This is a genomic window from Streptomyces sp. NBC_01497, assembly GCF_036250695.1.
Classification (GTDB): Bacteria; Actinomycetota; Actinomycetes; order Streptomycetales; family Streptomycetaceae; genus Streptomyces.
On record NZ_CP109427.1, the window covers coordinates 6521643 to 6546409 of the forward strand.

The 24767-nt window shown below is 73.6% G+C and carries 21 protein-coding genes; 13 read left to right on the forward strand and 8 right to left on the reverse strand.

Annotated elements, in window-relative coordinates:
- The first annotated feature begins 289 nt into the window (after positions 1-289).
- Both OG310_RS27550 and OG310_RS27555 read left to right on the forward strand, forming a co-directional pair.
- Positions 290-1171, forward strand: a complete 882-nt coding sequence (locus OG310_RS27550) for a hypothetical protein (RefSeq protein ID WP_329458549.1) — start codon at positions 290-292, stop codon at positions 1169-1171.
- A gap of 226 nt (positions 1172-1397) precedes the next feature.
- Positions 1398-1613: an I78 family peptidase inhibitor gene (locus OG310_RS27555; protein ID WP_329458550.1), complete on the forward strand. Its 216-nt coding sequence runs from the start codon at positions 1398-1400 to the stop codon at positions 1611-1613.
- Between the two features lie 475 nt (positions 1614-2088).
- Here the strand turns inward: OG310_RS27555 and OG310_RS27560 are convergent, their stop codons facing one another.
- Positions 2089-3111 (reverse strand): phosphatase PAP2 family protein, encoded by a 1023-nt coding sequence (locus tag OG310_RS27560; RefSeq protein WP_329458551.1) that lies wholly within the window; start codon positions 3109-3111, stop codon positions 2089-2091.
- A 374-nt stretch (positions 3112-3485) separates the two neighbouring features.
- Between OG310_RS27560 and OG310_RS27565 the strand changes: the two genes are divergently transcribed.
- On the forward strand, positions 3486-4682 hold the full coding sequence (locus OG310_RS27565) for an acyl-CoA dehydrogenase family protein (protein ID WP_329458552.1): 1197 nt from the start codon (positions 3486-3488) through the stop codon (positions 4680-4682).
- Between the two features lie 114 nt (positions 4683-4796).
- Here OG310_RS27565 and OG310_RS27570 read toward each other — a convergent pair whose 3' ends face one another.
- Positions 4797-5237, reverse strand: a complete 441-nt coding sequence (locus tag OG310_RS27570; RefSeq protein ID WP_329458553.1) for a cell division protein SepF — start codon at positions 5235-5237, stop codon at positions 4797-4799.
- 281 nt (positions 5238-5518) lie between these two features.
- Here OG310_RS27570 and OG310_RS27575 point away from each other — a divergent pair, with 281 nt between their 5' ends.
- From OG310_RS27575 to OG310_RS27585, 3 genes are all read left to right on the forward strand, one after another.
- A complete protein-coding gene (locus OG310_RS27575; RefSeq protein WP_329460416.1) occupies positions 5519-6787 on the forward strand; it encodes a DUF5685 family protein in 1269 nt (422 codons plus the stop codon).
- 592 nt (positions 6788-7379) lie between these two features.
- The gene (locus OG310_RS27580; protein ID WP_329458554.1) at positions 7380-8480 is read left to right on the forward strand and encodes a S1 family peptidase; all 1101 of its coding nucleotides are present in this window, start codon (positions 7380-7382) and stop codon (positions 8478-8480) included.
- A gap of 378 nt (positions 8481-8858) precedes the next feature.
- On the forward strand, positions 8859-9320 hold the full coding sequence (locus OG310_RS27585; RefSeq protein ID WP_329458555.1) for a lamin tail domain-containing protein: 462 nt from the start codon (positions 8859-8861) through the stop codon (positions 9318-9320).
- 107 nt (positions 9321-9427) lie between these two features.
- Here OG310_RS27585 and OG310_RS27590 read toward each other — a convergent pair whose 3' ends face one another.
- Positions 9428-10474, reverse strand: a complete 1047-nt coding sequence (locus OG310_RS27590) for a DUF3533 domain-containing protein (protein ID WP_329458556.1) — start codon at positions 10472-10474, stop codon at positions 9428-9430.
- 230 nt (positions 10475-10704) lie between these two features.
- On the opposite strand from OG310_RS27590, the gene OG310_RS27595 reads away from it, so the two are divergent.
- The 4 genes from OG310_RS27595 to OG310_RS27610 all read left to right on the forward strand — a co-directional run bounded on the left by OG310_RS27595 (position 10705) and on the right by OG310_RS27610 (position 16909).
- Positions 10705-14286, forward strand: coding sequence for a DNA polymerase III subunit alpha (locus tag OG310_RS27595; RefSeq protein ID WP_329458557.1), 3582 nt, complete (start codon positions 10705-10707; stop codon positions 14284-14286).
- Positions 14283-15242, forward strand: a complete 960-nt coding sequence (locus OG310_RS27600; protein ID WP_329458558.1) for a DNA polymerase Y family protein — start codon at positions 14283-14285, stop codon at positions 15240-15242. The genes OG310_RS27595 and OG310_RS27600 overlap by 4 nt, the downstream gene beginning before the upstream one ends.
- 72 nt (positions 15243-15314) lie before the next feature.
- Complete coding sequence (locus OG310_RS27605; protein ID WP_329458559.1) at positions 15315-15776, forward strand: GNAT family N-acetyltransferase; 462 nt, start codon at positions 15315-15317, stop codon at positions 15774-15776.
- A gap of 29 nt (positions 15777-15805) precedes the next feature.
- On the forward strand, positions 15806-16909 hold the full coding sequence (locus OG310_RS27610) for a methyltransferase domain-containing protein (protein ID WP_329458560.1): 1104 nt from the start codon (positions 15806-15808) through the stop codon (positions 16907-16909).
- A 22-nt stretch (positions 16910-16931) separates the two neighbouring features.
- On the opposite strand, the gene OG310_RS27615 is transcribed toward OG310_RS27610, so the two are convergent.
- Positions 16932-17861 carry a GNAT family N-acetyltransferase gene (locus OG310_RS27615; protein ID WP_329458561.1) on the reverse strand — a complete coding sequence of 310 codons (930 nt, stop codon included), beginning with the start codon at positions 17859-17861 and terminating at the stop codon, positions 16932-16934.
- 80 nt (positions 17862-17941) lie between these two features.
- On the opposite strand from OG310_RS27615, the gene OG310_RS27620 reads away from it, so the two are divergent.
- Positions 17942-18322 (forward strand): GntR family transcriptional regulator, encoded by a 381-nt coding sequence (locus OG310_RS27620; RefSeq protein ID WP_443078741.1) that lies wholly within the window; start codon positions 17942-17944, stop codon positions 18320-18322.
- A gap of 58 nt (positions 18323-18380) precedes the next feature.
- On the opposite strand, the gene OG310_RS27625 is transcribed toward OG310_RS27620, so the two are convergent.
- The 4 genes from OG310_RS27625 to OG310_RS27640 all read right to left on the reverse strand — a co-directional run bounded on the left by OG310_RS27625 (position 18381) and on the right by OG310_RS27640 (position 22634).
- Positions 18381-19661, reverse strand: a complete 1281-nt coding sequence (locus tag OG310_RS27625; protein WP_329458562.1) for a DUF5925 domain-containing protein — start codon at positions 19659-19661, stop codon at positions 18381-18383.
- A 134-nt stretch (positions 19662-19795) separates the two neighbouring features.
- Entirely contained in the window at positions 19796-20635 is an 840-nt protein-coding gene (locus OG310_RS27630) for a polysaccharide deacetylase family protein (RefSeq protein ID WP_329458563.1), read from the reverse strand.
- A complete protein-coding gene (locus OG310_RS27635; protein ID WP_329458564.1) occupies positions 20632-21732 on the reverse strand; it encodes a glycosyltransferase family 2 protein in 1101 nt (366 codons plus the stop codon). The genes OG310_RS27630 and OG310_RS27635 overlap by 4 nt, the downstream gene beginning before the upstream one ends.
- Positions 21729-22634 (reverse strand): glycosyltransferase family 2 protein, encoded by a 906-nt coding sequence (locus tag OG310_RS27640; protein WP_443078742.1) that lies wholly within the window; start codon positions 22632-22634, stop codon positions 21729-21731. Before OG310_RS27640 ends, OG310_RS27635 begins: the two co-directional genes overlap by 4 nt.
- A 636-nt stretch (positions 22635-23270) precedes the next feature.
- On the opposite strand from OG310_RS27640, the gene OG310_RS27645 reads away from it, so the two are divergent.
- Together OG310_RS27645 and OG310_RS27650 are read left to right on the forward strand one after the other, a co-directional pair.
- Positions 23271-24110: an SGNH/GDSL hydrolase family protein gene (locus OG310_RS27645; protein WP_329458565.1), complete on the forward strand. Its 840-nt coding sequence runs from the start codon at positions 23271-23273 to the stop codon at positions 24108-24110.
- A gap of 284 nt (positions 24111-24394) precedes the next feature.
- The gene (locus OG310_RS27650) at positions 24395-24658 is read left to right on the forward strand and encodes a hypothetical protein (RefSeq protein WP_329458566.1); all 264 of its coding nucleotides are present in this window, start codon (positions 24395-24397) and stop codon (positions 24656-24658) included.
- The last annotated feature ends 109 nt before the right edge of the window (positions 24659-24767 follow it).

A 24767-nucleotide genomic window follows, 5' to 3' on the forward strand; every position in this document is an offset into this window, starting at 1 on the left:
GGTGGCTCCTCGAACTGGGTACGTGCGGCCGGGCTGTTCCCGGCTCATACGAAGACAACGGGTGACCCGTGGCCGGGGTCACGCACGTGGCTCGTACGAAATCGAATCTCCCGGCGAGCGGCACCGAAAGCGTTTGTTCCGCGTCTCACCGGGCGACGCGGCCGCGTCACGTCCGCCGGTGAACAGCGGCGTGTTCCCGTCCGTACCGGATCAGGGACCCACCGTGTCCGGCCGTGGGGCAGCCGTGAACATCCGTGAGCAGCGCAAGAGCCGAAGGACGCCTGACCGCATGAACAGTTCCACCGAGCACCTCGCCCCGGCGAACGGGTGCGCCGTCGACTGCACAGCGGACTCGGCGGGCGGTCTCACGTTCGACGTGCCGGCCGCGGAACTGCCGCACGACGCGGCCCTGGTGCTGCGCAGGCGCGGTCCCTGCGCCGGGCAGAGCGCCGAGGAGGTCCTGCTGCCGCTCACGGACGTGGACGGCGGCCGGTGGCGCGCGGTCCTCCCGTCCACGGTGGCGCTCGCGGAGGGGCACTGGGACGTGCGCCACGGGGCCGTGGACGGCGGCGGACGCCTGCGCACCGGAGCGCGGGACGTGGCGGCGCTGAACGGCCGGGTGCCCGAGGCGGGCCTGGTCACGGCCCGGGTCCCGTACCCGACGGCGGACGGCGGCCTCGCGCTGCGCAGCTGGGTCAGGGCGCCGCACGCCGAGGCGGGTGAGGTGCACTGCCTGCCGGGAGCGGTGACCGTCGAGGGCGTCCTGTACGGGAGCGGCACCGGGGGCGGAGCAGGTGGGCCCGCGGTCGTGGAGGCCCGGCCACGGGGCGGCGGAGCCGCGCACCGGGTGCCCGCGACCGGCCGCGGGGGCGTCTTCGCCTTCACCCTGCCGTACGGACCGCTCGCCGCCGCGTCCGCGGGACGGCGGCAGTGGTGGGATCTGTGGCTGGTGCCCGAGGCGGGCTCGGCCGCGGCGCGGATCGCGCGGATCCTCGACGACGCCTGGGACAAGCGGCGCTGGGCGCTGGGGCCGGCGCAGGAGTCCGGTGGCGCCCGGGCCGTCCCCCGCTACACGCAGGACAACGGGCTGAGCGTACGGCTCGATCCGGCGCGCGTCCCGGCTCCCGCCGTCCGAAGGGGAATTACCGGCGATTTCCTTGCGGGACGATGACCGCGAGAACTCGTCATGCACACGAATATCCCGGCCCGGAATTTATCTGATCTTCGGTCGCGTGAAATTCAGCCGGACAGGATAAAACGGTCGAGTGGCGGGTTCGCCATTACGCTCCGCCAGGCGTCGAGATTCTGTGACAGAAGTGTGACTCCTGTGGGCCGAAAGAGGGTGCCCGCCCGGCGGACGGCTTCCCCCGGCGGCGCCGGACACCTACGGTGAAGCCATGGCACCGACACCCCGACCGCACCAGGGACCGGACGACGCCACCGACGCGTACGTGGGTCTCGACGCCGAGAGCGCGGAGCGCAGGGCGCGGGAGCACGGCTGGACGACGGTGAGATCACTGCCCCCCGGCTCGATCGTCACGCTGGAGTTCCGCGAGGGCCGGCTGAACTTCGAGGTCGACGACGGGTCCGTGACCCGCTGCTGGCGCGGCTGACGGCGTCCCAGCCCTCCTGCCCCCGTATCCGCGGACTCGTCGGAGCGGCGCGGCTGGGCCCGGCCGTACCCGGTAGGGCGGGGCGGGCGTGTCCACGGGCTGCCGGCGCGGGCGGCGCCGCCCGACGTGGCGCGCGTCGGCCCTCCTGACGCCGGCCACGGGCGGCACGCGAAACGGCGCGTGCCGCCTTCCGGGCCTTCTCAGGCCCTTCCCGGCCTCTCACGGGCCCCTGCGGCCTTCCGGGACTCCGCCGGGCTCCCGCTGGGTCCCGTGAGCGCCCTCCGGCCCCCACGTGGCCCCGTGCCCGTTGCGGCGGCCACGGGCCGCACGCGAAACGGCGCGTGCCGCGGATCGCTCCGCGCCACGCGCCGTTCCTGCCTGTGCCGCCGTCCGGTGTCCGCCGTGGGGTGCCCGCCCGGACCGTCGGGGTACCTCTCGCCGGGACCGCCGGGCCCCGCTGCCGTCCCCGGACGGATCAGCCGCCCGTGACCTGCCGGGACTGCGGGGGTCTGCGGCTGCCCGACGGGGTGATCGGCGAATGGTCGGAGCGGGCCGTCGGGTGGTGCGGCCTGGACTGCGCGAGCGCTCCCGTGCCGGTGGCGCCCGAGGGGCGCGCGGGGGAACCGGAGCCGCCGGCCACCGGCCCGCGTCCCGCGCGTCCCGCGCCGACCGCCTTGCGAGGCTGCTCCTCCTCGCCGCTCGCGGGCCGCCTGGGCGGTTGCGGGCGGACGTCGCCGGGCGCTCCCGGCTTGCGCACCGCCGCCCTGCGGTAGGCGCGCAGGCGGTCCCGTACGCCGAAGATGATGAGCTCCGCGCGGCCGATCATCGGCTCGAACCAGGGCATCGCCAGCAGGATCAGCAGGCCGGCGACCCAGCCGAGCACGACGTCGCTGACCCAGTGCGTACCGAGGTAGACCGTGGTCGCGCCGACGCCGAGCGAGAGGGCGGACGAGCCCAGGGAGAGGTAGCGGCGGGTGCGCGGGGTGGTGGCGAGGTAGGCGAGGATGCCCCAGGTCACGACCGCGTTGGCGGTGTGACCCGAGGGGAATATGTCGCCGCCGGAGAAGAGTTCGGGAGACCCGATCTGCGTCGCGTAGTGCGGGCCCTGCCTGCCCAGCCCCAGCTTCACCGCGCCGACGGTGATGTTCAGGAGCAGCAGCGAGGTGCCGAGGACCAGCAGCGGCCGGAGCGTGTGCTGCCGCCAGGACCGCCAGCCGAGCCAGGCGGCGATCATCACGGCGGTGGGGCCCCGCTGCCCGAGGACCACGAAGTAGTCCAGGAACGCGTGCAGCCCGGGCCACTGCTGGTAGGGCCGGAAGAGCATCGTCTTCCAGTCCAGAGCCACCAGCCAGGAGTTGGTGAGCACGGCCGCGACGATGACGACGTAGATCGCCAACGTCCCGCCGAAGAGGGCCGTGCGGGTGGAGCTCATCCGCGGGGTCTCTATCTTCGGTGGCTCCGGCTCCCGGTCGAGGCGGGCAAAGATGTCGGTACGCACCCAATCGACGTTACAGCGAGTGAGTGAGTGGGCAGGTCGTTCCGGTCTCTTTGTGATGACGATGTGATGTGGAGTATGTCTCAGATCACGGTTTATCCGGAGCGGTTCCCGAAATCCAGGTGATCTTGTTCTTTTTTATTCGACACGCCGTGCGAAGTCGATTGCGCGCTCCGACGGGAATTCGTTCACCGGGGCGTCGCGCGGAATTTCCCGGCCGCTCGAAGACCGGTGGCCCGTGGTGTGAACGGGACGGGGCGGACCGCTGAGTCCCCGGTGAACGGGGGTGGATCTGGACGGCCGGACGCCCGGACCCGTAACGTCGGCCCCGCCGTAACTACCACTGCTAGTTTTCAGGTGCCGTCGGAGGTAATCCCATGTCCAAGCCGTCCGCCGCGAAGCGTCCGCCCTTCGACCCGGGCGATCCCCTCGGCATCGACGACCTGCTCGGGCCCGAGGACCTGGCGGTCCGCGACACCGTACGGGCCTGGTCGGCCGACCGGATCCTGCCGGAGATCGCCGACTGGTACGAACGCGGCGAACTGCCCGGCGTGCGGGAGCTGGCCCGCGAGCTCGGCGGGCTCGGCGCCCTCGGCATGCATCTCCAGGGGTACGGCTGCGCCGGCGCCAGCGCGGTGCAGTACGGGCTCGCCTGCCTGGAGTTCGAGGCGGCCGACTCCGGTATCCGCTCCCTCGTCTCCGTGCAGGGGTCGCTCGCGATGTACGCGATCCACCGCTTCGGATCCGAGGAGCACAAGCAGCGCTGGCTGCCGTCGATGGCGGCCGGCGAGACGATCGGCTGCTTCGGCCTGACGGAACCCGACCACGGCTCCGACCCGTCCGGGATGCGCACCAGGGCGCGGCGCGACGGCGGGGACTGGGTGCTCGACGGGCGCAAGATGTGGATCACCAACGGGAGCGTCGCCGGGGTCGCCGTGGTGTGGGCCGGGACCGAGGAGGGGGTGCGGGGCTTCGTGGTGCCCACGGACACGCCGGGATTCTCCGCGCCGGAGATCAAGCACAAGTGGTCGCTGCGCGCCTCGGTCACCAGCGAGCTGGTCCTCGACGGCGTACGGCTGCCCGCGGACGCGGTGCTGCCCGAGGCGCGGGGCCTTGGCGGACCGCTGAGCTGCCTGAACCAGGCGCGTTACGGGATCGTGTGGGGCGCGATGGGCGCGGCGCGCGCCTGCTTCGAGAGTGCGCTCGGCTACTCCCGCGAGCGCGAGCAGTTCGGCAGGCCCATCGGGGGCTTCCAGCTCACCCAGGCCAAGCTCGCCGACATGGCGCTCGAACTGCACAAGGGCATCCTGCTCGCGCATCACCTGGGGCGGCGGATGGACGCCGGGACGCTCCGCCCCGAGCAGGTCAGTTTCGGGAAGCTGAACAACGTGCGGGAGGCGATCGAGATCTGCCGCACCGCCAGGACCGTCCTCGGCGCCAACGGGATCTCGCTGGAGTACCCGGTGATGCGCCACGCCACGAACCTGGAGTCCGTGCTCACGTACGAGGGGACGGTGGAGATGCACCAGTTGGTGCTGGGCAAGGCGCTCACCGGTCTCGACGCCTTCCGCTGACTCGCGCTGGGCCGGGCGGCGGCGGGCTGTCTCGCCCGTGCCCGGTCGAACGGCGGTCCCGACGGCGGGCGCGACACTGCTCGCGCCTGCGGCGGCTTCGGTGAGCGGCCCTGCTCAGCTCTGGTTGAAGAAACCGTCCTGGCCGCGGCCGTTGCCGTCGCCGGTGACGATCTCGGTGTGGGCGGGGGTCAGCAGGAAGACGCGGTTGGCGACGCGGTCGATCGAGCCGCGCAGTCCGAAGATCAGTCCCGCCGCGAAGTCCACCACGCGCTTGGCGTCGGAGGACTCCATCGCCGTGAGGTTCACGATGACCGGGATGCCGTCCCGGAAGAGTTCGCCGATGCCGCGCGCGTCCCGGAAGCTGTCGGGGGACACGGTGGCGATTCTGCGGTCCTGGCCCTCGGTGGTCTCCGCGGAGCCCTGGAGACGGAGGTCGGTCTTCCAGGCGTCGCCGCTCCCGGTCTCGACACCCTCGGAGTACTCGTCGTCGTAGTACCGCTCGTCATTGTCCTCGACGAGGCCCAGCCAGGCGCTCGCCTTGCGCACCGATCCCATGGACGCCTCCTTTCACCGCGGTCACTTGTGGTTCCGCATCCCCTCTATGGTCGTCCATCATGCGGATTCCACGCCAAGGGGATAGCCGCCGTGCAGATGATTCGTGACGCTACTGGCACACAGGATATGGCGGTTCGTCAGCGTTCTTCCCCGTCGGGATGGATGAATCAGCACGAAATATGAATTTCAGACCAGATGGGTGATCTATCGGGCGTACGGGTGACCTGGCCGTGGCTACCATGCGGGGCGCACCGCAGGACGTACTCATGGGGGAGACAGCCGTGTTCGGAATCATCAGACCGTGCGCCCATCGGCTCACCGAAAGCCTCAGGACCGAGTGGATGGCACATCTGTGCGGGCTCTGCCTGGCACTTCGCGCGGACCACGGCCAGCTGTCGAGGGTCGTCACCAACTACGACGGCCTGATCGTCTCGGTTCTGACGGAGGCACAGACATCGCGCCTGCCGGACGGCCGCCGCACGGCGGGCCCCTGCCCGCTGCGCGGAATGCGCACCGCGCCGGTCGCCCGGGGCGAGGGCGCGCGGCTCGCCGCCGCCGTCTCGCTCGTCCTGGCGTCGGCGAAGATACGCGACCACGCCGACGACGGGGACGGGGCGCTGCGGCGCCGGCCGGTGGCCGCGGCGGCCCGCCGGGTGGCGGCCGGCTGGGACCGGGCGGGCGCCCGTACCGGCGCCGAACTCGGCTTCGACACGGCCGTCCTGGCCGGGGCCGCCGCCCGGCAGGCGGACATCGAGGCGGCGGTGGTGGCCGGTTCGGGCACCACCGCTCTCCTGGCGGTGACGGAGCCGGCCGCGACCGCGACGGCAGCCGCCTTCGCGCACACGGCGGTGCTCGCCGGGCGGCCGGGCAACCGGGAACCGCTCGCGGAGGCGGGCCGGCTGTTCGGACGCCTCGCCCACCTGCTGGACGCCGTGGAGGACCAGGCTTCTGACGCCGCGTCGGGAGCCTGGAACCCGCTCACCGCGACCGGCACCTCGCGCGCCGAGGCGCGGCGGCTCGCCGACGACGCGGTGCACGGCATCCGGCTGGCCCTGCGGGACGTGGACTTCGCGGACGGGCGGCTGGCGCACGCACTGCTGGCGCACGAGTCACGGGTGGCGGTGGACCGGGCGTTCGGCACGGCGGGCTGTACGCACGGCCCTTCGCCGGTGGGCGCGGCGGACCCGAAAGCGCCGCACGATCCGCGGGTCCCGTACGACCCGGCGGCGCCACGGGTCCCGGAGGGTCCCGGGGCGCCGGGCGGTCCCGGGGAGCCCGAGGGGCCGCACAAGCCGGGCAAGCGGGGGTTCTTGGCGGGGTGCGCGGTGGCCGCGGGGCTGTGCTGCACCTGCAGGACATGCTGCGCGAAGGAGTTCGAGGGGCCCTGGTCGGGAGAGAGGCAGGAGGGCCTGTGCCGGGACGTGGGCAACTGCGACTGCTCCGACGGCGACTGCTCCGGATGCGGCGACTGCCTCCAGTGCTGCCAGTGCTGCTCGAACTGTGACGGCTGCGACGGATGTGACGGCTGCGACTGCGACTGCGGCTGCTGACGCGCGGCGGCAGGGGGCGCCGGGCGGTGGGCCCGGGTCCGCTGGCCCGGTCGGCCGGCTCGGGTCGGTGGGCTCCGGGCGGCGGGCTCGCTCCGGGCGGCGCGGCGCGCGCTCCGGGGCTTCGGGCGGCGGACGGGACGCCACCCGCCCGTGACCGCCCCCGCGCGTCCTGCGGAGGGAGCCCGGCGGCCGCACGGCCATCCGGTGTCGGTGGTCGCGCCACGTCCCGGGCCGACGGGCCCGCCTCCCGGGGCCCGAACCGGAAGCGCGCGGCGGCCCGCGGGCGGAGCCCCGGTACGGCGGGCCACGGGCGGGCGCGAGCGGAGACAGAGGCGGTTTCCGGAAGGCCGCTCGCCGGGTGCGGGGCGACTCCTCGGATCGCCCGGAGTGTTCGCGAACCGGAATCGCCACTGCCCGGTTCGGGGCGCGCGCGGCGCGCCGCCGGTGCGGTCGGGGTGTGGTCGGTACCACAGGCCCGTCCTCGACCGGGGGTTGTGTGCTACTCGCGGGTTTCGCCATAGTGGGCGGCCACATCCTCCGTACCGGAGCACCCCACATGCGCCCGGTGCGGTCCCCCACAGGAGGCCTGTCCATGAAGAACGGTCAGCACCGGCGGATATCCGGAAAGCGCGCGGCGGTCGCGGGAGGCGCCGCCGCCGCTCTGGTGATGGCGGGCATCACCTTTCAGACTGCGAACGCGAGCGAGGGAACACCCCAGTTCACGGTGAAGTCGCTGTCCCCACTCGCGGCCGGAAAGCTCTCCTCGTCGCTCGGCAAGGACCTCGGCTCGGACAACGCGGCGGGCTCGTACTACGACGCGAGGACGAAGGCGCTCGTGGTGAACGTCCTGAGCGGTGACGCGGCGGACGCCGTGCGGCGCGCGGGCGGCAGGGCCAAGGTCGTCGCGAACTCGCTGAGCGAGCTGCGCGGCGCGACGAGGGCGCTGTCCGGCGCGGCGTCCTCCGTGGCCGGCACGTCCTGGGCGATCGACCCGGTGAGCGACAAGGTGGTCGTCACGGCCGACCGCACGGTCAAGGGCGACGCCCTCGCCAAGCTGGACACCGCGGTGAAGAACCTCGGCGGCAAGGCCGAGCTGAAACGGTCCACCGGGCAGTTCAAGCCGTTCATCGCGGGCGGCGACGCCATCGAGGGGTCGGGCGGCCGCTGCTCGCTGGGCTTCAACGTGGTCAAGGACGGCCAGCCGTACTTCCTGACGGCCGGTCACTGCACGCAGGCCATCAGCGACTGGACGGACGGGCAGGGCAACGCCCTCGGCTCGAACGCGGGCTCGGACTTCCCCGGGCACGACTACGGCCTGGTGAAGTACGCCTCCTCCGGCACCGCCCACCCGAGCGAGGTCGACCTGTACAACGGCGGCACCCAGAAGATCACGGGGGCCGGTGCGGCGACGGTCGGGATGAACGTGACGCGCAGCGGCTCCACCACGCACGTCCACGACGGCACGGTCACGGGGCTCGACGCCACGGTCAACTACGGCGACGGCGACGTCGTGAACGGGCTGATCCAGACGGACGTCTGCGCCGAACCGGGCGACAGCGGCGGGTCGCTGTTCTCCGGCAGCACCGCGATCGGGCTGACGTCCGGCGGCAGCGGCGACTGCACGGCGGGCGGTCAGACGTTCTTCCAGCCGGTGCCGGCGGCGCTGACGGCGTTCGGCGCGCAGATCGGCTGACGGACGTATCCGTGCCGCAGGGCCGGGCGGGGGACACGGCGTCCCCGGCCCGGCCCTGCGGCGTGCCGGTCCCGCCACCGTGATCCCTGCCGCCGTCCGGCCTGGGCTGCCCGCCTCCGCTCGGCCGCGGGGCGGTGTTGGTCCCGCCGGGCGACCATGGCGCTTCCCTGGTGACGGCGTGTCGGGTCGCCGGCCGCAGGGGCCGGGCGGGCGCGGGCGTGGAGCCGCGGTGGCCGGGGCCCGGGGAGCCGGGCGCGCTGTCGGGAGTGAATGTCCTGATTCTGTAACCCCGCACCCGGTGAGGAGTGATGTGCACTTAATCTGCTTTTCCGCCGGGCGCGCCGAAGGTGTCCGGACTTACCCGTGGGGGGTCCCCGAATGTTCCGTATCCGTACTCTGTCCGCCGCCGGAGCGGCTGTCGCGGCCGTAGTGGCCGGGATGGCGCTGCTGCCCGCGCAGGCGCAGGCGGCTTCCGGTTCCGTGCACCTGTACAAGATCTACTACGACAGCCCCGGCACGGACCGCGGCGCGAACACCAGCCTCAACGCGGAGTACGTGCAGATCCGCAACACCACGTCGAAGGGGGTCAGCCTCAAGGGGTGGACGCTGACCGACGCGTCGCGGCACACGTACACGTTCGGCACGTACACGCTCGGCAAGGGCAAGACGGTCACCGTGCACACGGGCAAGGGCACGAACACGACGGCCAACCGCTACCAGGGGCGGGCCGCGTACGTGTGGAACAACGACAAGGACACGGCGACGCTGAAGAAGTCCACGGGCGCGAAGGTAGACACCTGCTCCTACAACTCCACCAAGGCCGACTACACGATGTGCTGATCGCACCGCCCGCCGGTATCCCCGGCAACGGGGTCCGCCCGCCGGTATCCGCGGCAACCGGGTCCCGGCGGGTGGCGACGGGTCCGGCGGGCGTGGCCCCGGCGCTCTCAGGACGCCGGCGGGGCCGTCGCCGGCCGCGGAGCGGGGGGCTCCGCGGCCCGGCGGCCGCGGAGCAGGGCCGTCGCGACGAGCGTCACCAGGACGCCGCCGACCGCCCACGCGGACAGCACCAGCAGCGGACCGGTCACCGCGTTGCCCCGGAAGTACGCGATCGAGCGGGCCACCCAGGTGCCCGCGCCCACTGGGAGCGCCGGGCCGATCGCCCGCCAGAAGTCGGGCAGCAGCGGCAGCGGGAACGCGCCGCCCGCGCTCGGGTTGCCGCCGATCACGATCAGCAGGATCGCGATGCCGATGCCGACCACGCCGAAGAGCGTCTGGAGCGCCAGCGTCGCCGCGCCCACCGCGAAGACGGTGAGCGCCCCGAGCCCCCACAGGGCCCACACGCTGCCGGGCAGCGCGCCGAGGACCGGACCCGTGATCACCGCGCCGAGGATGCCGCCGGCGATCGCGTACACCGCCGTCGTGGCGAGCCGGATCACCGCCCTGCTGCGGTTGGCGGGCCGGGCGCCCGCGCTGATCGCGAGGATCGCGGCGCAGAGGTAGCCGCCGACGCACCAGCCGACGACCAGGTAGAAGGACGACAGGCCGTCCGCGTCCTGGACGGACGCGGGCGCGACGTCCTCGGGCTTCAGGGTGCGCTGCTGCTGTTGTTCGATCTGGCCGAAGACGTTCAGCAGCGCGCTGGTCTCGGTCGACCCCTGTCCCGACGCGATCAGCAGCGTGTCCGACGCGGCGCTCGGGTCGACGATCAGCGCGGCGTCGACGTCCCGGTCCAGCATCTGCCGCCGCGCCGCCGCCTCGTCGGGCAGGACCCGGGGGGACAGCGGGCCGCCGGGGAGCTGCCGAAGCTGCGACGCCACCTGCTCCGCGGCGTCCCCGGGCGCCACCACCGCCACTTTCACGTCCGTGGGCTCCGGATGGTGCAGCGCGCCGACGTACGACGCGATGAAGAGGAGCTGCAGTACCAGGACGCCGAGCACCAGCAGTGCCGCGCGCGGTGTGACGGCCGTTTTGACCTCGTCCACGAAAGCCATGGCTCCACCGTCCGCCCGGCCGGACCGTCGCCCCAGGTGGGGAGGGCCGAATGGCTGGCCGAAAGGGGCGGGGCGAGGCGCCGGGCGGGTGTGCGGTGCCGGATGGCGGGGGCCGTCGGACGCCGCGGGCGGGGCAGGTCCCGGCGCTTCGATCATCATTCGCACGAGCGTTCGAAACTGGTTATGGTGGAACCCGTGGGGGCGATTTCCGGACGGTTCAGGAGGTGGGTGTGCCGACGTTCACGCATCTGCACACCGCCTCCGGGTACTCCGTGCGCTACGGCGCCTCCCACCCGGCGGCGCTCGCCGCGCGCGCCGCTGAGCGGGGCCTCGGCGCGCTGGCCCTGACCGACCGCGACACCCTCGCGGGCACCGTCAGGTTCGCCAAGGCGTGCGGGACGCACGGGGTGCGACCGCTGTTCGGCGTGGATCTCGCGGTGCGGTCCTTCGCCCCGGACGGCGGGCCCGGGAGCGAGGGCGCCCTCGCGCCGCGCCGCCGCGCCACCCCTGTGCGCGGCGGAGCCTTCGTCGACGAGTCCGCGCCGCGCGCCGTCTTCCTCGCCCGCGACGGCGCGGCCGGCTGGGCCGACCTGTGCCGGCTCGTGTCCACCGCGCACGCCACCGGGGCGGCCGGCCCGGTCCTCGGCTGGGACGACAACCACGGCGAGGCCCTCACTGTCCTGCTCGGCCCGGACTCCGAGGTCGGCCGCGCCCTCGCGGCGGGCCGCCAGGACCGCGCCGCCCTGCTGCTCGCGCCCTGGCGCGAGGCGTACGGCGACGGCCTGCGCCTGGAGGTCGTACACCACGGCCGTACCGGTACGGGCCCCGGCTCGCTGCGCCACGCCGCCCGTACGCTCGGCTTCGCCGTCGAGCAGGGCGTACCCGCGGTGCTCGGCAACGCCGTGCGGTACGCGGACCCCGGCCTCGGCCCGGTCGCCGACGTGCTCGACGCGGCCCGCCGCCTCGTGCCCGTCGACCCGAGGGGCGGCCTCGACACGGGGGAGCGGTGGCTGAAGGACGCGGCGGCGATGGCCCGTACCGCAGACCTGGTCGCCGAGGCCGCGGGGCTGGGACGGGACACCGCGCACCGGCTGCTCGCGCTGACCGGGCTGACCGCGGACGCCTGCCGGGTCGATCCCGCGGGCGACATCGGTGTCATCGACATGGCGAAGGGGTTCGGCGCGCACAACGTGCACTTCCCCGAGCCCCGCCTGGTCGGCGCCGACCGCCGCACCGCCGCCCGGGTGCTGCGCTCGCGCGCGGCGGCCGGGATGGTCGCGCGCGGTTACGACCTGCGGCCCGATCACCGGGACTACTGGCAGCGGCTGGACGCCGAGCTGCGCACGATCGACTCCTTCGGCTTCGCCTCGTACTTCCTCACGGTCGCCGGGGTGAGCGACGACATCAAGAAGATGGGGATCCGGGTCGCCGCCCGCGGCTCGGGCGCCGGGTCGCTGGTCAACCACCTGCTGGGGGTCGCGCCCGCCGACCCGGTCGAGCACGGCCTGCTGATGGAGCGGTTCCTCTCCAGCCGGCGGCCCGGACTGCCCGACATCGACATCGACGTGGAGTCCGCGCGCCGCCTGGAGGTCTACCGCGCGATCCTCGACCGGTTCGGCCCCGAGCGGGTCGCGGCGGTCGCGATGCCGGAGACGTACCGGGTCCGGCACGCCGTACGGGACGTGGGCGCCGCGCTGTCCATGAACCCGGCCGAGATCGACCGGATCGCCAAGGCGTTCCCGCACATCCGGGCCAGGGACGCCCGGGCCGCGCTGGCGGAACTGCCGGAACTGGCAGACCTGGCGACAGGGCAGAAACGTTACGGCAGGTTCTGGGACCTGGTGGAGGCGCTGGACGCGCTGCCGCGCGGCATCGCCATGCACCCCTGCGGTGTGCTGCTCTCCGACGCCTCGCTGCTGCGCCGCACCCCGGTCGTGCCGACCAGTGGCGAGAACTTCCCGATGTCCCAGTTCGACAAGGAGGACGTCGAGGACCTGGGCCTGCTCAAACTGGACGTGCTGGGCGTGCGGATGCAGTCCGCGATGGCGCACGCCGTCGCCGAGATCGCCCGCGCCACCGGCGAGGAACTGGACCTCGACGACCCGGCGCAGGTGCCGGAGGGCGACCCCGAGACGTACCGGCTGATCCGCTCCGCCGAGACGCTCGGCTGCTTCCAGATCGAGTCGCCCGGCCAGCGCGACCTGGTCGGCAGGCTCCAGCCCGCCACCTTCCACGACCTGGTCGTGGACATCTCGCTGTTCCGGCCGGGGCCCGTCGCCGCCGACATGGTGCGGCCCTTCATCGAGGCGCGGCACGGCAGGGCGCCCGTCCGCTATCCGCACGACGACCTGGCGGGCGCGCTGGAGGAGACCTACGGGGTGGTCGTCTTCCACGAGCAGATCATCAAGATGCTGGACATCATGACCGGTTGCGGCCGGGAGGAGGCCGACCGGATCCGGCGCGGCCTGTCCGATCCCGAGTCGCAGGACAGGATCCGTGCCTGGTTCGAAGGGGCCACCCGGGAGAAGGGGTACGGTCCCGAGACCGCCGCGCGCGCCTGGGAGATCGTCGAGGCGTTCGGCTCGTACGGCTTCTGCAAGGCGCACGCCGTCGCGTTCGCCGTGCCGACGTACCAGTCGGCCTGGCTGAAGGCCCATCACCCGGCCGCCTTCTACGCGGGGCTGCTCACCCACGACCCGGGGATGTACCCGAAGCGGCTGCTGCTCGCCGACGCGCGCCGGCGCGGGGTGCCGGTGCTGCCGCTCGACGTGAACCGGTCGACGGTCACTCATAAAATCGAACTGGTGTCTGAGAGTGGGCCCGCCGTGGGGCGTTGGGGGCTGCGGCTCGCGCTCTCGGACGTCCACGGCATCAGCGAGGCGGAGAGCGCGCGGATCGAGGCGGGGCAGCCGTACACCTCGCTGCTCGACTTCGTCCAGCGCGCCCGCCCGGGCAGGCCGGTGGCCGACCGGCTCGCACAGGTCGGCGCGCTGGACGCGTTCGGCGCGAACCGCCGGGACCTGCTGCTGCACCTGTCCGAACTGGGCACGGCACAGCGCGGGAGGGGCACGCGCAGGGGCGGCTCCGGAGCCCAACTGCCGCTGGGCGAAGGGCGCGAGACCGCGGCGGTCGGGCTGCCCGACCTGGACGACACGGAGCGGCTGAGCGCCGAACTCGGTGTGCTGTCCATGGACGCGTCCAGGAACCTGATGGACGACCACCAGGCCTTCCTCGCCGAACTCGGCGTGTACGGGGCGAAACGGCTGCGGGACGTGCCGCACGGCGCGACGGTGCTGGTCGCGGGTGCCAAGGTGGCCACCCAGACCCCGCCGATCCGGTCCGGCAAGCGGGTCATCTTCACCACGCTGGACGACGGCAGCGGCCTGGTGGACCTGGCCTTCTTCGACGACTCGCACGACGCGTGCGCGTACACCGTCTTCCACTCCTGGCTGCTGCTGGTGCGCGGGGTGGTGCAGCGGCGCGGGCCGCGCAGCCTGAGCGTGGTGGGCGCGCGGGCCTGGAACCTCGCGGAACTGGTGGAACTCCGGCAGCGGGAGGGCCTGGAGGCGGTCGCCGCCGCGCTGGCCGCGCCCGCCCGGGGCAGCGGCACCGGTACGGACAACGGCGAGGGCGGAGCGGACGGAGGCGGTGCGGCGGGCGGCGGCGCCCCGGACGGCGCTTCCGGGTCCGGCCGCCGCATCCACCTGCCCACCGGCTACGAGATGAACCCCTGGTCCGACCTCCGCCCGGCGGGCGAAGGGCAGGGCACGGGACGGAAGTTGTGGCATGCGAGCCCGGGGAGTGCGGGATGATCATCTGCGTACGGCTGCGCGACGGCGCGGCGCTGCCCGGCCTGCTCGACGTGGCGCGGAACCTCAGCCCGGTGGTCCAGGCACTCCCGCCGGACACCGCGCTGATCGATGTGGCGGGCGCCGAGCGGTACTTCGCCCAGGACGCGGCGGGTCTCGCCTCGGTGCTGCGGGTGCGCGCGCTCGCGTACGCGGGCGCCGAATGCGCCCTCGGCGTGGCCGCGAGCCCGCTGCTCGCGCGGATGGCCGCACGAACGGCCGCGTACGGCGCGACGGTGACGGTGGCGGACGATCCGCGCGAACCCGCCGCGTTCCTCGCGCCGAAACCGGTCGGCGCGCTGCCCGGCGTCGGCGCCGCGACGGCGCGCACCCTGCGCGCGTACGGACTCGGCACCGTGGGGAAGGCGGCGGGCGTCCCCCTGGCCACCCTCCAGCGGCTCCTCGGCGTACGGACCGGGCGCGAGGTGTACGAGAAGGCGCACGGCATCGACCGCACCACCGTGGCCCCGGACGCGGGCACCCAGAGCATCGCGGCCGAACGTGCCTTCGCGCACGACGAGTTGGACCACGAAACGCACCGCCGCGCTCTGCTGTCGGCGGCCGGGGAGCTGGGCGTCCGGCTGCGTGGGAGCGACCGGGCGTGCCGCTCGCTGACACTGGTGGTGCGGTACGCGGACGGCTCGGCCACCGTCCGCACCCGGACCCTGTCCGAGGCGAGCGCCCACTCGCCGGCGCTCACCGCCGTCGCGTACCGGATGCTCGACGCGCTCGGCCTGCAACGCGCCCGGGTACGGGCGTTCTCGCTGCGCGCGGAGGCCCTGGTCGAGGCGGACCTGGTCACCCACCAGCTCACCTTCGACCCGGCGGACGACCGCTCCCGTCGTCTGGAGGAGACCGCGGACCGCGTCCGCGCCCGCTTCGGCCCATCCGCGATCGGCCCCGGAGCACTGGCGGCCTGACCGGGCCCGCACCGGCGGGAGCCCTTGCGGACCGGGGCCGCGCGGCCGCGGGGGCGGACGTACCGTGCCCGTATGGAGAACCGCGACCACCAGGTCCGCGCGGCCGTCGCCGGTGACGTGCCGTGCGTCGCCGCCGTCACCGACGCCGCCTACCGCCACTACATCGACCGCATCGGGCTGACCCCGGCGCCGATGGAGGCCGACCACGCGGCCGACGTGGCCGCCCGCCGGGTGTACGTGACGGGGCGGCCCCCGGCCGGAGTCGTCGTGCTCGTCGAGGAGGCCGGGTATCTCCTCCTCGCCTCGATCGCCGTCCGCCCCGACGCGCAGGGCACCGGCACCGGGCGGGCGCTCCTGGGGTTCGCCGAGCGGCGGGCCCGCGAACTCGGCCTGCCCGAGGTGCGGTTGTACACCCACGCGCTGATGTGGGAGAACCAGGCACTGTACGAGCGGATCGGCTACGCCCTCATCGGGCGCCGCGTGGACGGGCCGTACGACCGGCTGTACTACCGCAAGCCGGTCGGCCCCGGCTGATTGTCAGTGGCGGCCCGCACAATCGGTGCATGACGATCGACTGGGACGCTGAGGCCGACACCTTCGACCGGGAACCCGACCACGGGCTGCTCCCACCCGAGGTGCGGGCCGCCTGGGCCGCGAAGCTCGCCGAGTGGCTGCCGGGCCGGCCCTGCGAGGTGCTCGACCTCGGGTGCGGCACGGGCTCGCTCGCGCTGCTCGCCGCCGAGCGTGGCCACCACGTCACGGCCGTCGACCTGTCGCCGCGCATGGCCGAGCGGGCGCGGGCCAAGCTCGCGGGCACGGACGCGCGGGTCCTGGTGGGGGACGCGGTGGCGCCGCCGGTGCCGGACCGTGCCTTCGACGTGGTGCTGGTCCGGCACGTGCTCTGGGCACTGCCCGAGCCCGAGGCCGCGCTGCGGCACTGGGTCTCGCTGCTGCGGCCCGGCGGGCGGCTGGTGCTGGTGGAGGGCGTGTGGGGGGACGCGGGCCTGCCTCACGAGCGGATCGTCGCGGCGCTCACGCCCCTGGTGGAGCGGGTGCGGCACATCCCGCTCGCCGGCGAGCACGCCCTGTGGGGCAAGCGGGTGGACGACGACCGGTACGCGGTCCTGGGCGGCGCGGCCTCCGCGGGACGCCACACGGAGATCGTCGACGTGCATCTGATCCTGCGCAGGGGTGACGAGGTGCTCCTCGCCCGCCGCCAGGGCACGGGGTACGCCGACGGGCTGCTGCACGCGCCCTCCGGCCATGTGGAGGACGGGGAGGACGTACGCGCGGCGCTGCTGCGCGAGGCGTACGAGGAGACCGGCGTGCGCCTCGGGCCCGAGGACGTCCGGGTGGCGCTCGTCATGCAGCACCGGGGGCCCGGCGGACAGCCCCGCATCGGCTGGTTCTTCGAGGCGGAGTACGGCGCGGGGGCGCGGCCGGACACCGAGCCGTACAACCGGGAGCCGGACAAGTGCTCGGGCCTGTCCTGGCACCCGCTCGCCGCGCTGCCGGACGACATGGTCGCCTACTGCGCCGCCGGGCTGGAGGCGTACCGGGCGGGCGGGCACTTCGTCCTGCACTGGCACGAGGACGGCGACGGGATCGCCCGGATGCCGGGCGGGGCGAGCCGTGCCGTGACCCTCCCGGGGACCGGGGCGAGATGAGGTGGCGAGGCGGCGCGGCCGCTCAGCCGAGGGTCCTCACGTGCCGGACCTCCGTCCCGGAGATCCGGTAGCCCAGGCGCCGGTTGATGGCGAGCATCGGGGCGTTGTCCGCGTCGTTCTCGGTGTGCGCCTCGGTGATGCCCGCCGCACGCGCCCTGCGCAGCGAGTCCGTCTTGGCGAGCCTCGCGAACCCCCGGCCCCGAAAGGCCCTGCGGGTGCCGGTCATGCCCGACCAGTAGCGGGTACGGCCGTCGGTGTGCGCGAGGGAGAAGGCGGCGACCCGCCCGTCGACCTCGACCACGGACGTCAGGGCGTGGTCGAGCCGGGGGTCGTGCCAGGTGGAGGTGGACCAGTCACCGAAGTCGGCCAGTTGCTGGGTGACGTCGCCGGGTTCGTCGGCCGTGACCTCGGCGTCCGCCGCGAACAGCGGACGCGGGTCGTCCGCGTAGTCGGCGAACGTCCGCAGCCGGACGCCGGCCGGGAGCGGTCCCGGCGGCGGCAGTTCGGCCGTGGTCAGGTCGAGGTGCTGGAAGTGCGCCGCCCTGCCGGGGCGGTAGCCGTGCCGGGCGGCGAAGGCGCGGTGCTCCGGCTCGTCGAGCACCCACGAGAACACCTCGGTGGCGCCCGCCGCGACGAGGTGTTCCTCGGCGCCGCGCAGCAGCAGCGTGCCCACGCCCCGGCCCCGGTGGGCCGGATGCACTTGGGGGTTGGCCGAAGCCTGGCCCGGCACGGGGCTGTCGTGGAACAGCAGCACCTCGGCGGCGCCGGCGAGGCGGCCGTCCTCCTCGGCCACGAGAATCCGGAAGCGTTCGTCCGGGTGCGCCTTCACCGCGCGGTGGCGCACGGACTCCTCGGTGAGCAGCAGGTGCGGCAGGGCGGCGAGCCTGGCGCGCACGACGCCCGCGGCGTCCTCGGGGTCGTCGGGGCGGAAATCTCGCACGATCACGGCCATGACGGGTGACCGTACGCGCGGGGGCGGCGTGGACGCGCGCCATTTTTTCCGGGAGCTGTCGGGGGAGGACAATCGAAGGCGTGACCTTGCAGATCGAGATCGACCCCGCGGGCGTGGACGCGCCGTACGAACAGCTCAGGTCCCAGATCGCGGACCGTGTCAGGGAGGGGGCGCTGCCGGTCGGCTACAAACTGCCCACCGTGCGGGGCCTCGCGTCCGATCTCGGCATCGCCGCGAACACCGTGGCGAAGGCCTACCGCGTGCTGGAGACGGACGGGGTGATCGAGACGCGCGGCCGCAACGGCACGTTCGTCGCGGCGGCCGGGGACGCGGCGGCCCACGAGGCCGCCGGGGCCGCCGCCGCCTTCGCGCGGCGGGCACGCCGCCTGGGCCTGAGTGAGGACGAGGCGCGCGAGGCGTCGGACGAGGCGCTGCGGGCGGCTTACGGGCAGCGGGAGTAGGCCCGGCGGCGTCCGCCGCCCGCCGGGAGCACGGAAGCCCCGGCGGCCCGCGGGCCCGTCACAGGTACAGCCCGGCCTCCTCCGCGCGGGGCGCCGGTGCGAGGGGGACCCGTACGCGTCCCCGGCGCATCGCGTACAGCTCGGCCAGGGTCGCGCCGTCGCGTGCCACCGTGCCCTCCCACGGCGCGGCGTCCCGCTGGAGCCAGGCGAGGGACTCGGCCCGGGTCAGGCCGCCCACCTCGATACGGGCCAGGCAGCGGCCCGGGCGCACCACGGCCGGGTGCAGGCGCTCCAGGTTCTCGTTGGTGGTGACGCCCACCAGAACGTTCCTGCCCTGGCCGAGCAGTCCGTCCGTCAGGTTCAGCAGGCGTGAGAGCGCCTGGCCAGCCGCGTGCTTGGCCTCGCCCCTGATGAGTTCGTCGCAGTCCTCCAGGAGCAGCAGCCGCCAGCGGCCGCCGCCCGCGTCGTCCTCGCCGATCGCGATGTCCATCAGATAGCCGACATCGTTGAACAGCCGCTCGGGGTCGAGGACGCAGTCCACCTGGCACCAGTCCCGCCAGGAGCGGGCGAGCGTGCGCAGCGCCGAGGTCTTCCCCGTGCCGGGCGGTCCGTGCAGCAGCAGGAGCCGGCCCGCGATGTCGTCCGGCGTGACCTTCATCAGGCCGTCCATGGCGTCGGCGACCGGAGCGGTGTAGTTGCCCCGCACCTCCTCCCAGGTGCCCGCACTGATCTGACGGGTCGTGCGGTGCGGGCCGCGCCGGGGCGAGACGTACCAGAACCCCATCGTCACGTTCTCCGGCTGGGGCTCCGGGTCGTCCTGCGCGCCGTCCGTCGCCAGCTTGTGGATGTCCTGCGCCAGTTCGGAGGTGACGGCGGTGACCGTCACGTCCGCACCCCGGCTCCAGCGGGAGATGAGCATGGTCCAGCCGTCGCCCTCGGCGAGGGTCACGCTGCGGTCGTCGTCACGGGCGTGCCGCAGCACGGTGGCGCCGGCCGGCAGCAGCGTGAGGCCGGCCTTGACGCGGTCTATCGACGAACTGTGCGAGTAGGGCTGCCATCCCGTCGCGAAGCGGCCGAGGAAGAGGGCGTCGACGACGTCCGCGGGGGAGTCGCCGTCGTCCAGGGCCAGCCGGAAGGGCAGCGCGCTCTCGGGCGGGAGGGCCCCGGCCCGCGCAGGGGCCGCCGGGTCCGTCCTCGCCGCCTCGATCGCCGCCGGGTCCGGCTCCGCGACGGCCGTCCCCGTGCGGGCCCTCCCCGGGACGGCCGTCCCGGCCGCGGTGCGCTCGTCCTGTGCGTCCTCGTGTGCGCCCTCGGGCCTGTCCTCAACGTTGGCAGACATGGCAGCCATGATCCGGCACCCGGCAGGCCCACGCACGGACTTTTGTCACGTCCGCGGTCCCGTCGCCGGGGCGGTCCGCGGGCCGGTGCCCAGGCCGGTGCCCTCGCACGCGCCCGGCCCGCGGACCGCCGACGTCACCCGCGCACCGCGCGTGTCGCCGCCCGGGCCCTGCGCACCAGCGCGTATCCCTTCGTCAGTGCCCGGTCCGCGGCGAACGTCCGGCCGACACCCTTCCCTTCGATCAGCCGGCCGAACTCCTCGATGCCCGTCGCGCGCCGCACCGTCAGCCGGGCCAGCGCGTAGGGCCCCTGGCCCCGGTGCGCCGACGCGTTACGCACGGCGAGCGACTGGGTGAAGCCCGCCTCCCGTACCACGTGGCGGACCCTGCGGTCCGAGTAGCCGAAGGGGTACGCGAACGACACCGGCGCCGTCCCCGTCTCCTGCGCCGTGATCTCCCGGCAGCGCTCGACCTCGGTCACCAGCCGTCCTTTCGACAACTGGTCGAGCTGGGGATGCGAGTGGCTGTGCCCGCCGATCTCGACACCCGCCGAAGCCAGTTCGCGCACCTGGTCCCAGTCGAGCGTCGTGTCCGGCGCGCCACCGGGCCCCGGCCTGCCGCGCAGCCACCCCGTCGACACGAACACCGTCGCGGCGAAACCGTGTGCGGCCAGGACCGGCAGGGCGTGCCGGTGCACGCCCTCGTACCCGTCGTCGAAGGTGATCAGGACCGGGCGGGGCGGCAGGGCGACGCCCCGCCGCCACGCCTCGCCCAGGGCGGCCGTGGTGAGCGGCGTCCTGCCGCGCCGGGCGAGCAGCGCCATCTGCGCGGCGAACGCGCGGGGCGTCACCGACAGCGCGCGGGCGGCCGGGGACGGTTCGTGCGCGACCGCGTGGTACATCAGGATCGGCACGGTGCCGTCACCCGCGGCCGGCGCGGCCCGCGAGGTCACGGCGCTCGCCGCGGGGGCCGTCATGCGGCCCCCGCCCCACCGGCCGGGGCCCCCAGGGGCGCCCCGCCCGCACGCGGCGCCTCGACCGGGCCCGGTGCCCCGCCCGCACCGGCCGCTCCCGGCGTCGCGGCCACGGCGAGCGGCACGATGGGCCCCGAGGAGAACGCGACCGCGCCGCCCCGGGTGCGGACCCGGCCCACGGCGTAACCCCCCGCCGTGGTCAGGGCCCCGACGACGATCGCCGCGGCCCGCCGCGCGCCGCCCGGCCGCCCGAGTGCCGCGTCGCGCAGCCCCCGCAGGATCCCGGCGGGCAGCGTGCGAGTCGTGTAACGGCGTTCGGACTCCAGGCCCTTGGCCGTGCCGACACTGCGGGCGACGAGCGCCTTCGACAGGCCCTCCGCGTACGCGCGGGTACGGAAGTAGCCGAACGCCTCCCGTGCGCGGGGCACCTTGTGGTGGATGACCGACCGGTCGTCGATCAGGAGCACCGCGCCGGGCACCGCGCGCGCGACGCGGATGCACAGTTCGGTCTCCTCGCAGCCGAGCGGCCGCCGGTCGCCGTCGCGTCCGATGCCCGTCGCGAACCCGCCGGCCGCGTCGAACGCCGTACGCCTGAAGGACGCGTTGCCGCCGAGCACGTTGCGCACCCGTACCCGGCCGGCGGGCAGGCCCCGGTACGTGCAGCCGACAATCCAGTCGAACTCCTCCGGGAACCAGCGGGGCCGCCGCCCCGACGCCCACAGGGGCAGCGTCCTGCCGCCGACCGCGAGGACCCTGTCGTCGTCGTACGCCTGGTTGAAGTGGCGCAGCCAGCCCGGCTGGGCGACGGCGTCGTCGTCGAGGAACGCGACGATCTCGCCGCGCGCCGCCGCCACCCCGGTGTTGCGGCCCGCGGACAGGCCGCGGGGGCCCGCGTTCGCGAGCACCCGCACCCCCCGCGCCGGGGCGAACTCGGCGGTCAGCCGCGCCCGCAGCGCCTCGTTGTGGTCCACCACGAGCAGCGTCTCCAGCGGGGCCGGCGACTGCCCGCGCACCGACTCGACCGCCGCGAGGATGTCCGCCCAGCGCTCCTCGGTGTAGACGCAGATCACCACCGAGTACGCGCGCCGGCCCTCGCTCACGGAGCCTCCCCGAGCGGCGCGTCGGTGAGCGCGGACGGGACCAGCGGGGACGGCACGAGTCCGAGCGGGACCTTGCCGATCGGTGTCCTGCCGAACGCGTCGGGCCTGCCCGTCCAGCGGCGGCCCGAGCGCGGCACGCCCTTCTCCTTGAAGATCACCTTGAGCACCCTGAGCCCGTCGCGGACCGCACGCAGGTTGGAGACGCCGTGGATGCGGTCGTACTCGTGGCTCGGTATCTCCTGCACCTTGAGGCCCGCCTTGACGACCCGGATGTTCATCAGGGTCTCCACTTCGAAGCCGGTGCAGTCCAGGGTGATCGCGTCCAGGCAGTGGCGCCAGAACGCGTTGTACCCGTAGCAGAGGTCGGTGTATCTCGCGCCGAACTTGGCGTTGACCGTGGCGCACAGGACGCGGTTGCCGAGCTTGCGGACGAAGGTCATGTCGTCCGTCCCGCCGCCGTTGGCGAAGCGCGATCCCTTGGCGAAGTCCGCGCCCGAGACGAGCGCCGACACGTAGCTCACGATCTCCTGGCCGTCGGCGGAGCCGTCCGCGTCGACCATCACGATGATGTCGCCCGTGCAGGCCGCGAAGCCGCTGATCAGGGCATCCCCCTTGCCCCTGCCCTGCTGCCCGACGACCTTGACGCCCGGCCACAGCCGTTCGGCGACCGCGACCGTGTCGTCGGTGGAATTGCCGTCGACGAGGACGACTTCGTGAATCCAGTCGGGCAGTGTCTTGAATACGTACGGAAGGTTCTCCGCCTCGTTCATGGCCGGGATGACCACGCTGACGGGCGGGGCGATCGCGAGATGGGACGAGATCGGCCGGTACCCCTCGGCATTGCGGCGAGGTGAAGTTAACCGATCGAGGCCCGGAACGGCCGGGCGCAGAATGGAGCTCACGAGTTGTTTTCCCTCTCGTCCGGCGGACCGCCCGCCCCCGGGCAGTCCGGCTGAGTTTCCGGTTCGAAAGGGGGGTTCTCAGCCCGGGCATGCCGGAGCGAACTCCGTGCACCCTGCTGAGCTGGTAGAACTTGCCGCGCGCGGCACGCGACTCGGCGCTGTTCACGACCGGAACGAACCGGCCGTGGACACCGAGCACGGCACCCCCCTACCGCGCCCCGCAACGATCCCTCCGGCGCCCGAGCCCTCCCCTTTGGCCGGTGTACATCAAGGATCGATGCAGGTGGATGTACGACGGTATTGACGAAAGGGACTGTATGGCAAGACCCGGAGGGGGGCTTGCCTTTTCCGTACATTGGCCGTTCTTCGCCGGTCGAATCCGCAAAGGACCAGTCGACTTCTGTCGCGTATTGCGTCCCGCGTGTTTTTTTCTGTCCCATCAGCCCCACGCGCCACAGCGTTTCTGCGTCACGGCGGAACGTCCGATATCTACGCTACGGGGTCCGGGCGTTCGGCGGCCGGTCGGCGGACGGACAGTTTTCTGTCATGTCCACTTCCGATGAAGTGGGTGTACTGGTACCACAGTTGACGGCGGTACACCGCTGAGTGGCGGCAAGAACTGTTATGGGAGGTTCCATGAAACTGACCCGTACCACCCCACGTTCCCGGCGGCCCAGACTCGTGGCGCTCGCGTCCGCTCTGGCCGCGGGCCTCGCGCTCACCCTCACCGGCGCGGCGGCGGCCCAGGCCGCACCGGCCGCGGGCACCGACTACGTCGCGCTCGGCGACTCGTACTCCTCCGGAGTCGGCTCCGGCGACTACGACAGCGCCAGCGGTTCCTGCGACCGCAGCCCCCACGCCTACCCCGCCCTGTGGGCCGCCGCGCACGCGCCGGCCACCTTCACCTCCCTCGCCTGTTCCGGCGCCCTTACGGGTGATGTCACGGGCAAGCAGCTCACGCCGCTGACCTCCGCCACCGACCTCGTCTCGATCACCGTCGGCGGCAACGACGCGGGATTCTCCGATGTCATGACGACATGTGTCCTCAAGTCACAGGCCACCTGTCTCAGCGGCATCGCCACCGCCAATGCCTTTGTCGACAACACGCTCCCCGGCAGGCTCGACACCGTCTACGCCGACATCAGGGCCAAGGCGCCCAACGCCCATGTCGTCGTCGTCGGCTACCCGCGCTTCTACGAGCTGAACGGTTCGTGCGTGGTCGGGCTCAGCGAAGCCGAGCGGTCGGCCATCAACAGCGCCGCCGACCACCTCAACTCGGTGACGGCCAAGCGCGCGGCCGACCACGGCTTCACCTTCGCCGACGTCACCCAGGCGTTCACGGGGCACGAGATCTGCTCCAGCGGCACCGCCTGGCTGCACAGCGTGAACCTCCTCGACCTCGGGGAGTCCTACCACCCCACGGCCGCGGGGCAGTCCGGCGGATACCTGCCGGTCTTCACTGCCGCCGCGTCCTGAGGTGCGCCCGGGCGCCGTTCTCGACGCCGTCCTGACGCCCGTCCCGGCGTGCGCGCAGACGTCCTTCGGAGGGCGATCTCGCGCGTAACGCCATGAACCGGGCATCCTGCCGGGAGTTGGCGGTCGAACTGTCCAACTCGCCCTGAAATAGGTGGAGCAGGGCGACCGCCAACGCAACTCGTACGAGTGTGGTTCACGCCCGAGACGGGATACACGGGTGTCATGGCGTAGCGATAGGGTTAATCTGCCCGGGGCCGGGCCCAGTCGTACGGGTGGGGAGTGAGATGAAGCAGATAACGGCGCACAGCAGGGCGCGAGTCCCTGCGATCACGTGCGGGACGAGCGCGAGCAGTTCGCGCCTCGACCGCCATCTGTCGGTGCTCGGCGGTCCAGCCGTGCCCCAGCGGGAGGCGGCGGAGGCGACGCTGCTCATGCGTGAGCTCACCTCGCACGACCACGCGCGGACCCACCAGCGCAAGAGCGCCAGGGTCTCGCTGTTCGCGCCTCTGCGGCGGCTGCGCCGCTCCCTGTTCGGCAACCGCGGCTGAGTGACCTGCCTGCGGGCCCGTCGTCACGGACGGCCCGCCAGGCTCCGCTGGGCACCCGGCACGCTGTTGGCGCCGGGGCCGCCTGCCCGCTGTATCCGTGCCCGTACCT

What these genes read in the sequence shown, in the direction of transcription:
- OG310_RS27550 (WP_329458549.1), top strand. Translation starts at nt 290, where the DNA reads ATGAACAGTTCCACCGAGCACCTCGCCCCGGCGAACGGGTGCGCCGTC.
- OG310_RS27555 (WP_329458550.1), top strand. Translation starts at nt 1,398, where the DNA reads ATGGCACCGACACCCCGACCGCACCAGGGACCGGACGACGCCACCGAC.
- OG310_RS27565 (WP_329458552.1), top strand. Translation starts at nt 3,486, where the DNA reads ATGTCCAAGCCGTCCGCCGCGAAGCGTCCGCCCTTCGACCCGGGCGAT.
- OG310_RS27570 (WP_329458553.1), bottom strand. Translation starts at nt 5,237, where the DNA reads ATGGGATCGGTGCGCAAGGCGAGCGCCTGGCTGGGCCTCGTCGAGGAC.
- OG310_RS27580 (WP_329458554.1), top strand. Translation starts at nt 7,380, where the DNA reads ATGAAGAACGGTCAGCACCGGCGGATATCCGGAAAGCGCGCGGCGGTC.
- OG310_RS27585 (WP_329458555.1), top strand. Translation starts at nt 8,859, where the DNA reads ATGTTCCGTATCCGTACTCTGTCCGCCGCCGGAGCGGCTGTCGCGGCC.
- OG310_RS27590 (WP_329458556.1), bottom strand. Translation starts at nt 10,474, where the DNA reads ATGGCTTTCGTGGACGAGGTCAAAACGGCCGTCACACCGCGCGCGGCA.
- OG310_RS27600 (WP_329458558.1), top strand. Translation starts at nt 14,283, where the DNA reads ATGATCATCTGCGTACGGCTGCGCGACGGCGCGGCGCTGCCCGGCCTG.
- OG310_RS27605 (WP_329458559.1), top strand. Translation starts at nt 15,315, where the DNA reads ATGGAGAACCGCGACCACCAGGTCCGCGCGGCCGTCGCCGGTGACGTG.
- OG310_RS27610 (WP_329458560.1), top strand. Translation starts at nt 15,806, where the DNA reads ATGACGATCGACTGGGACGCTGAGGCCGACACCTTCGACCGGGAACCC.
- OG310_RS27615 (WP_329458561.1), bottom strand. Translation starts at nt 17,861, where the DNA reads ATGGCCGTGATCGTGCGAGATTTCCGCCCCGACGACCCCGAGGACGCC.
- OG310_RS27625 (WP_329458562.1), bottom strand. Translation starts at nt 19,661, where the DNA reads ATGTCTGCCAACGTTGAGGACAGGCCCGAGGGCGCACACGAGGACGCA.
- OG310_RS27630 (WP_329458563.1), bottom strand. Translation starts at nt 20,635, where the DNA reads ATGACGGCCCCCGCGGCGAGCGCCGTGACCTCGCGGGCCGCGCCGGCC.
- OG310_RS27645 (WP_329458565.1), top strand. Translation starts at nt 23,271, where the DNA reads ATGAAACTGACCCGTACCACCCCACGTTCCCGGCGGCCCAGACTCGTG.
- OG310_RS27650 (WP_329458566.1), top strand. Translation starts at nt 24,395, where the DNA reads ATGAAGCAGATAACGGCGCACAGCAGGGCGCGAGTCCCTGCGATCACG.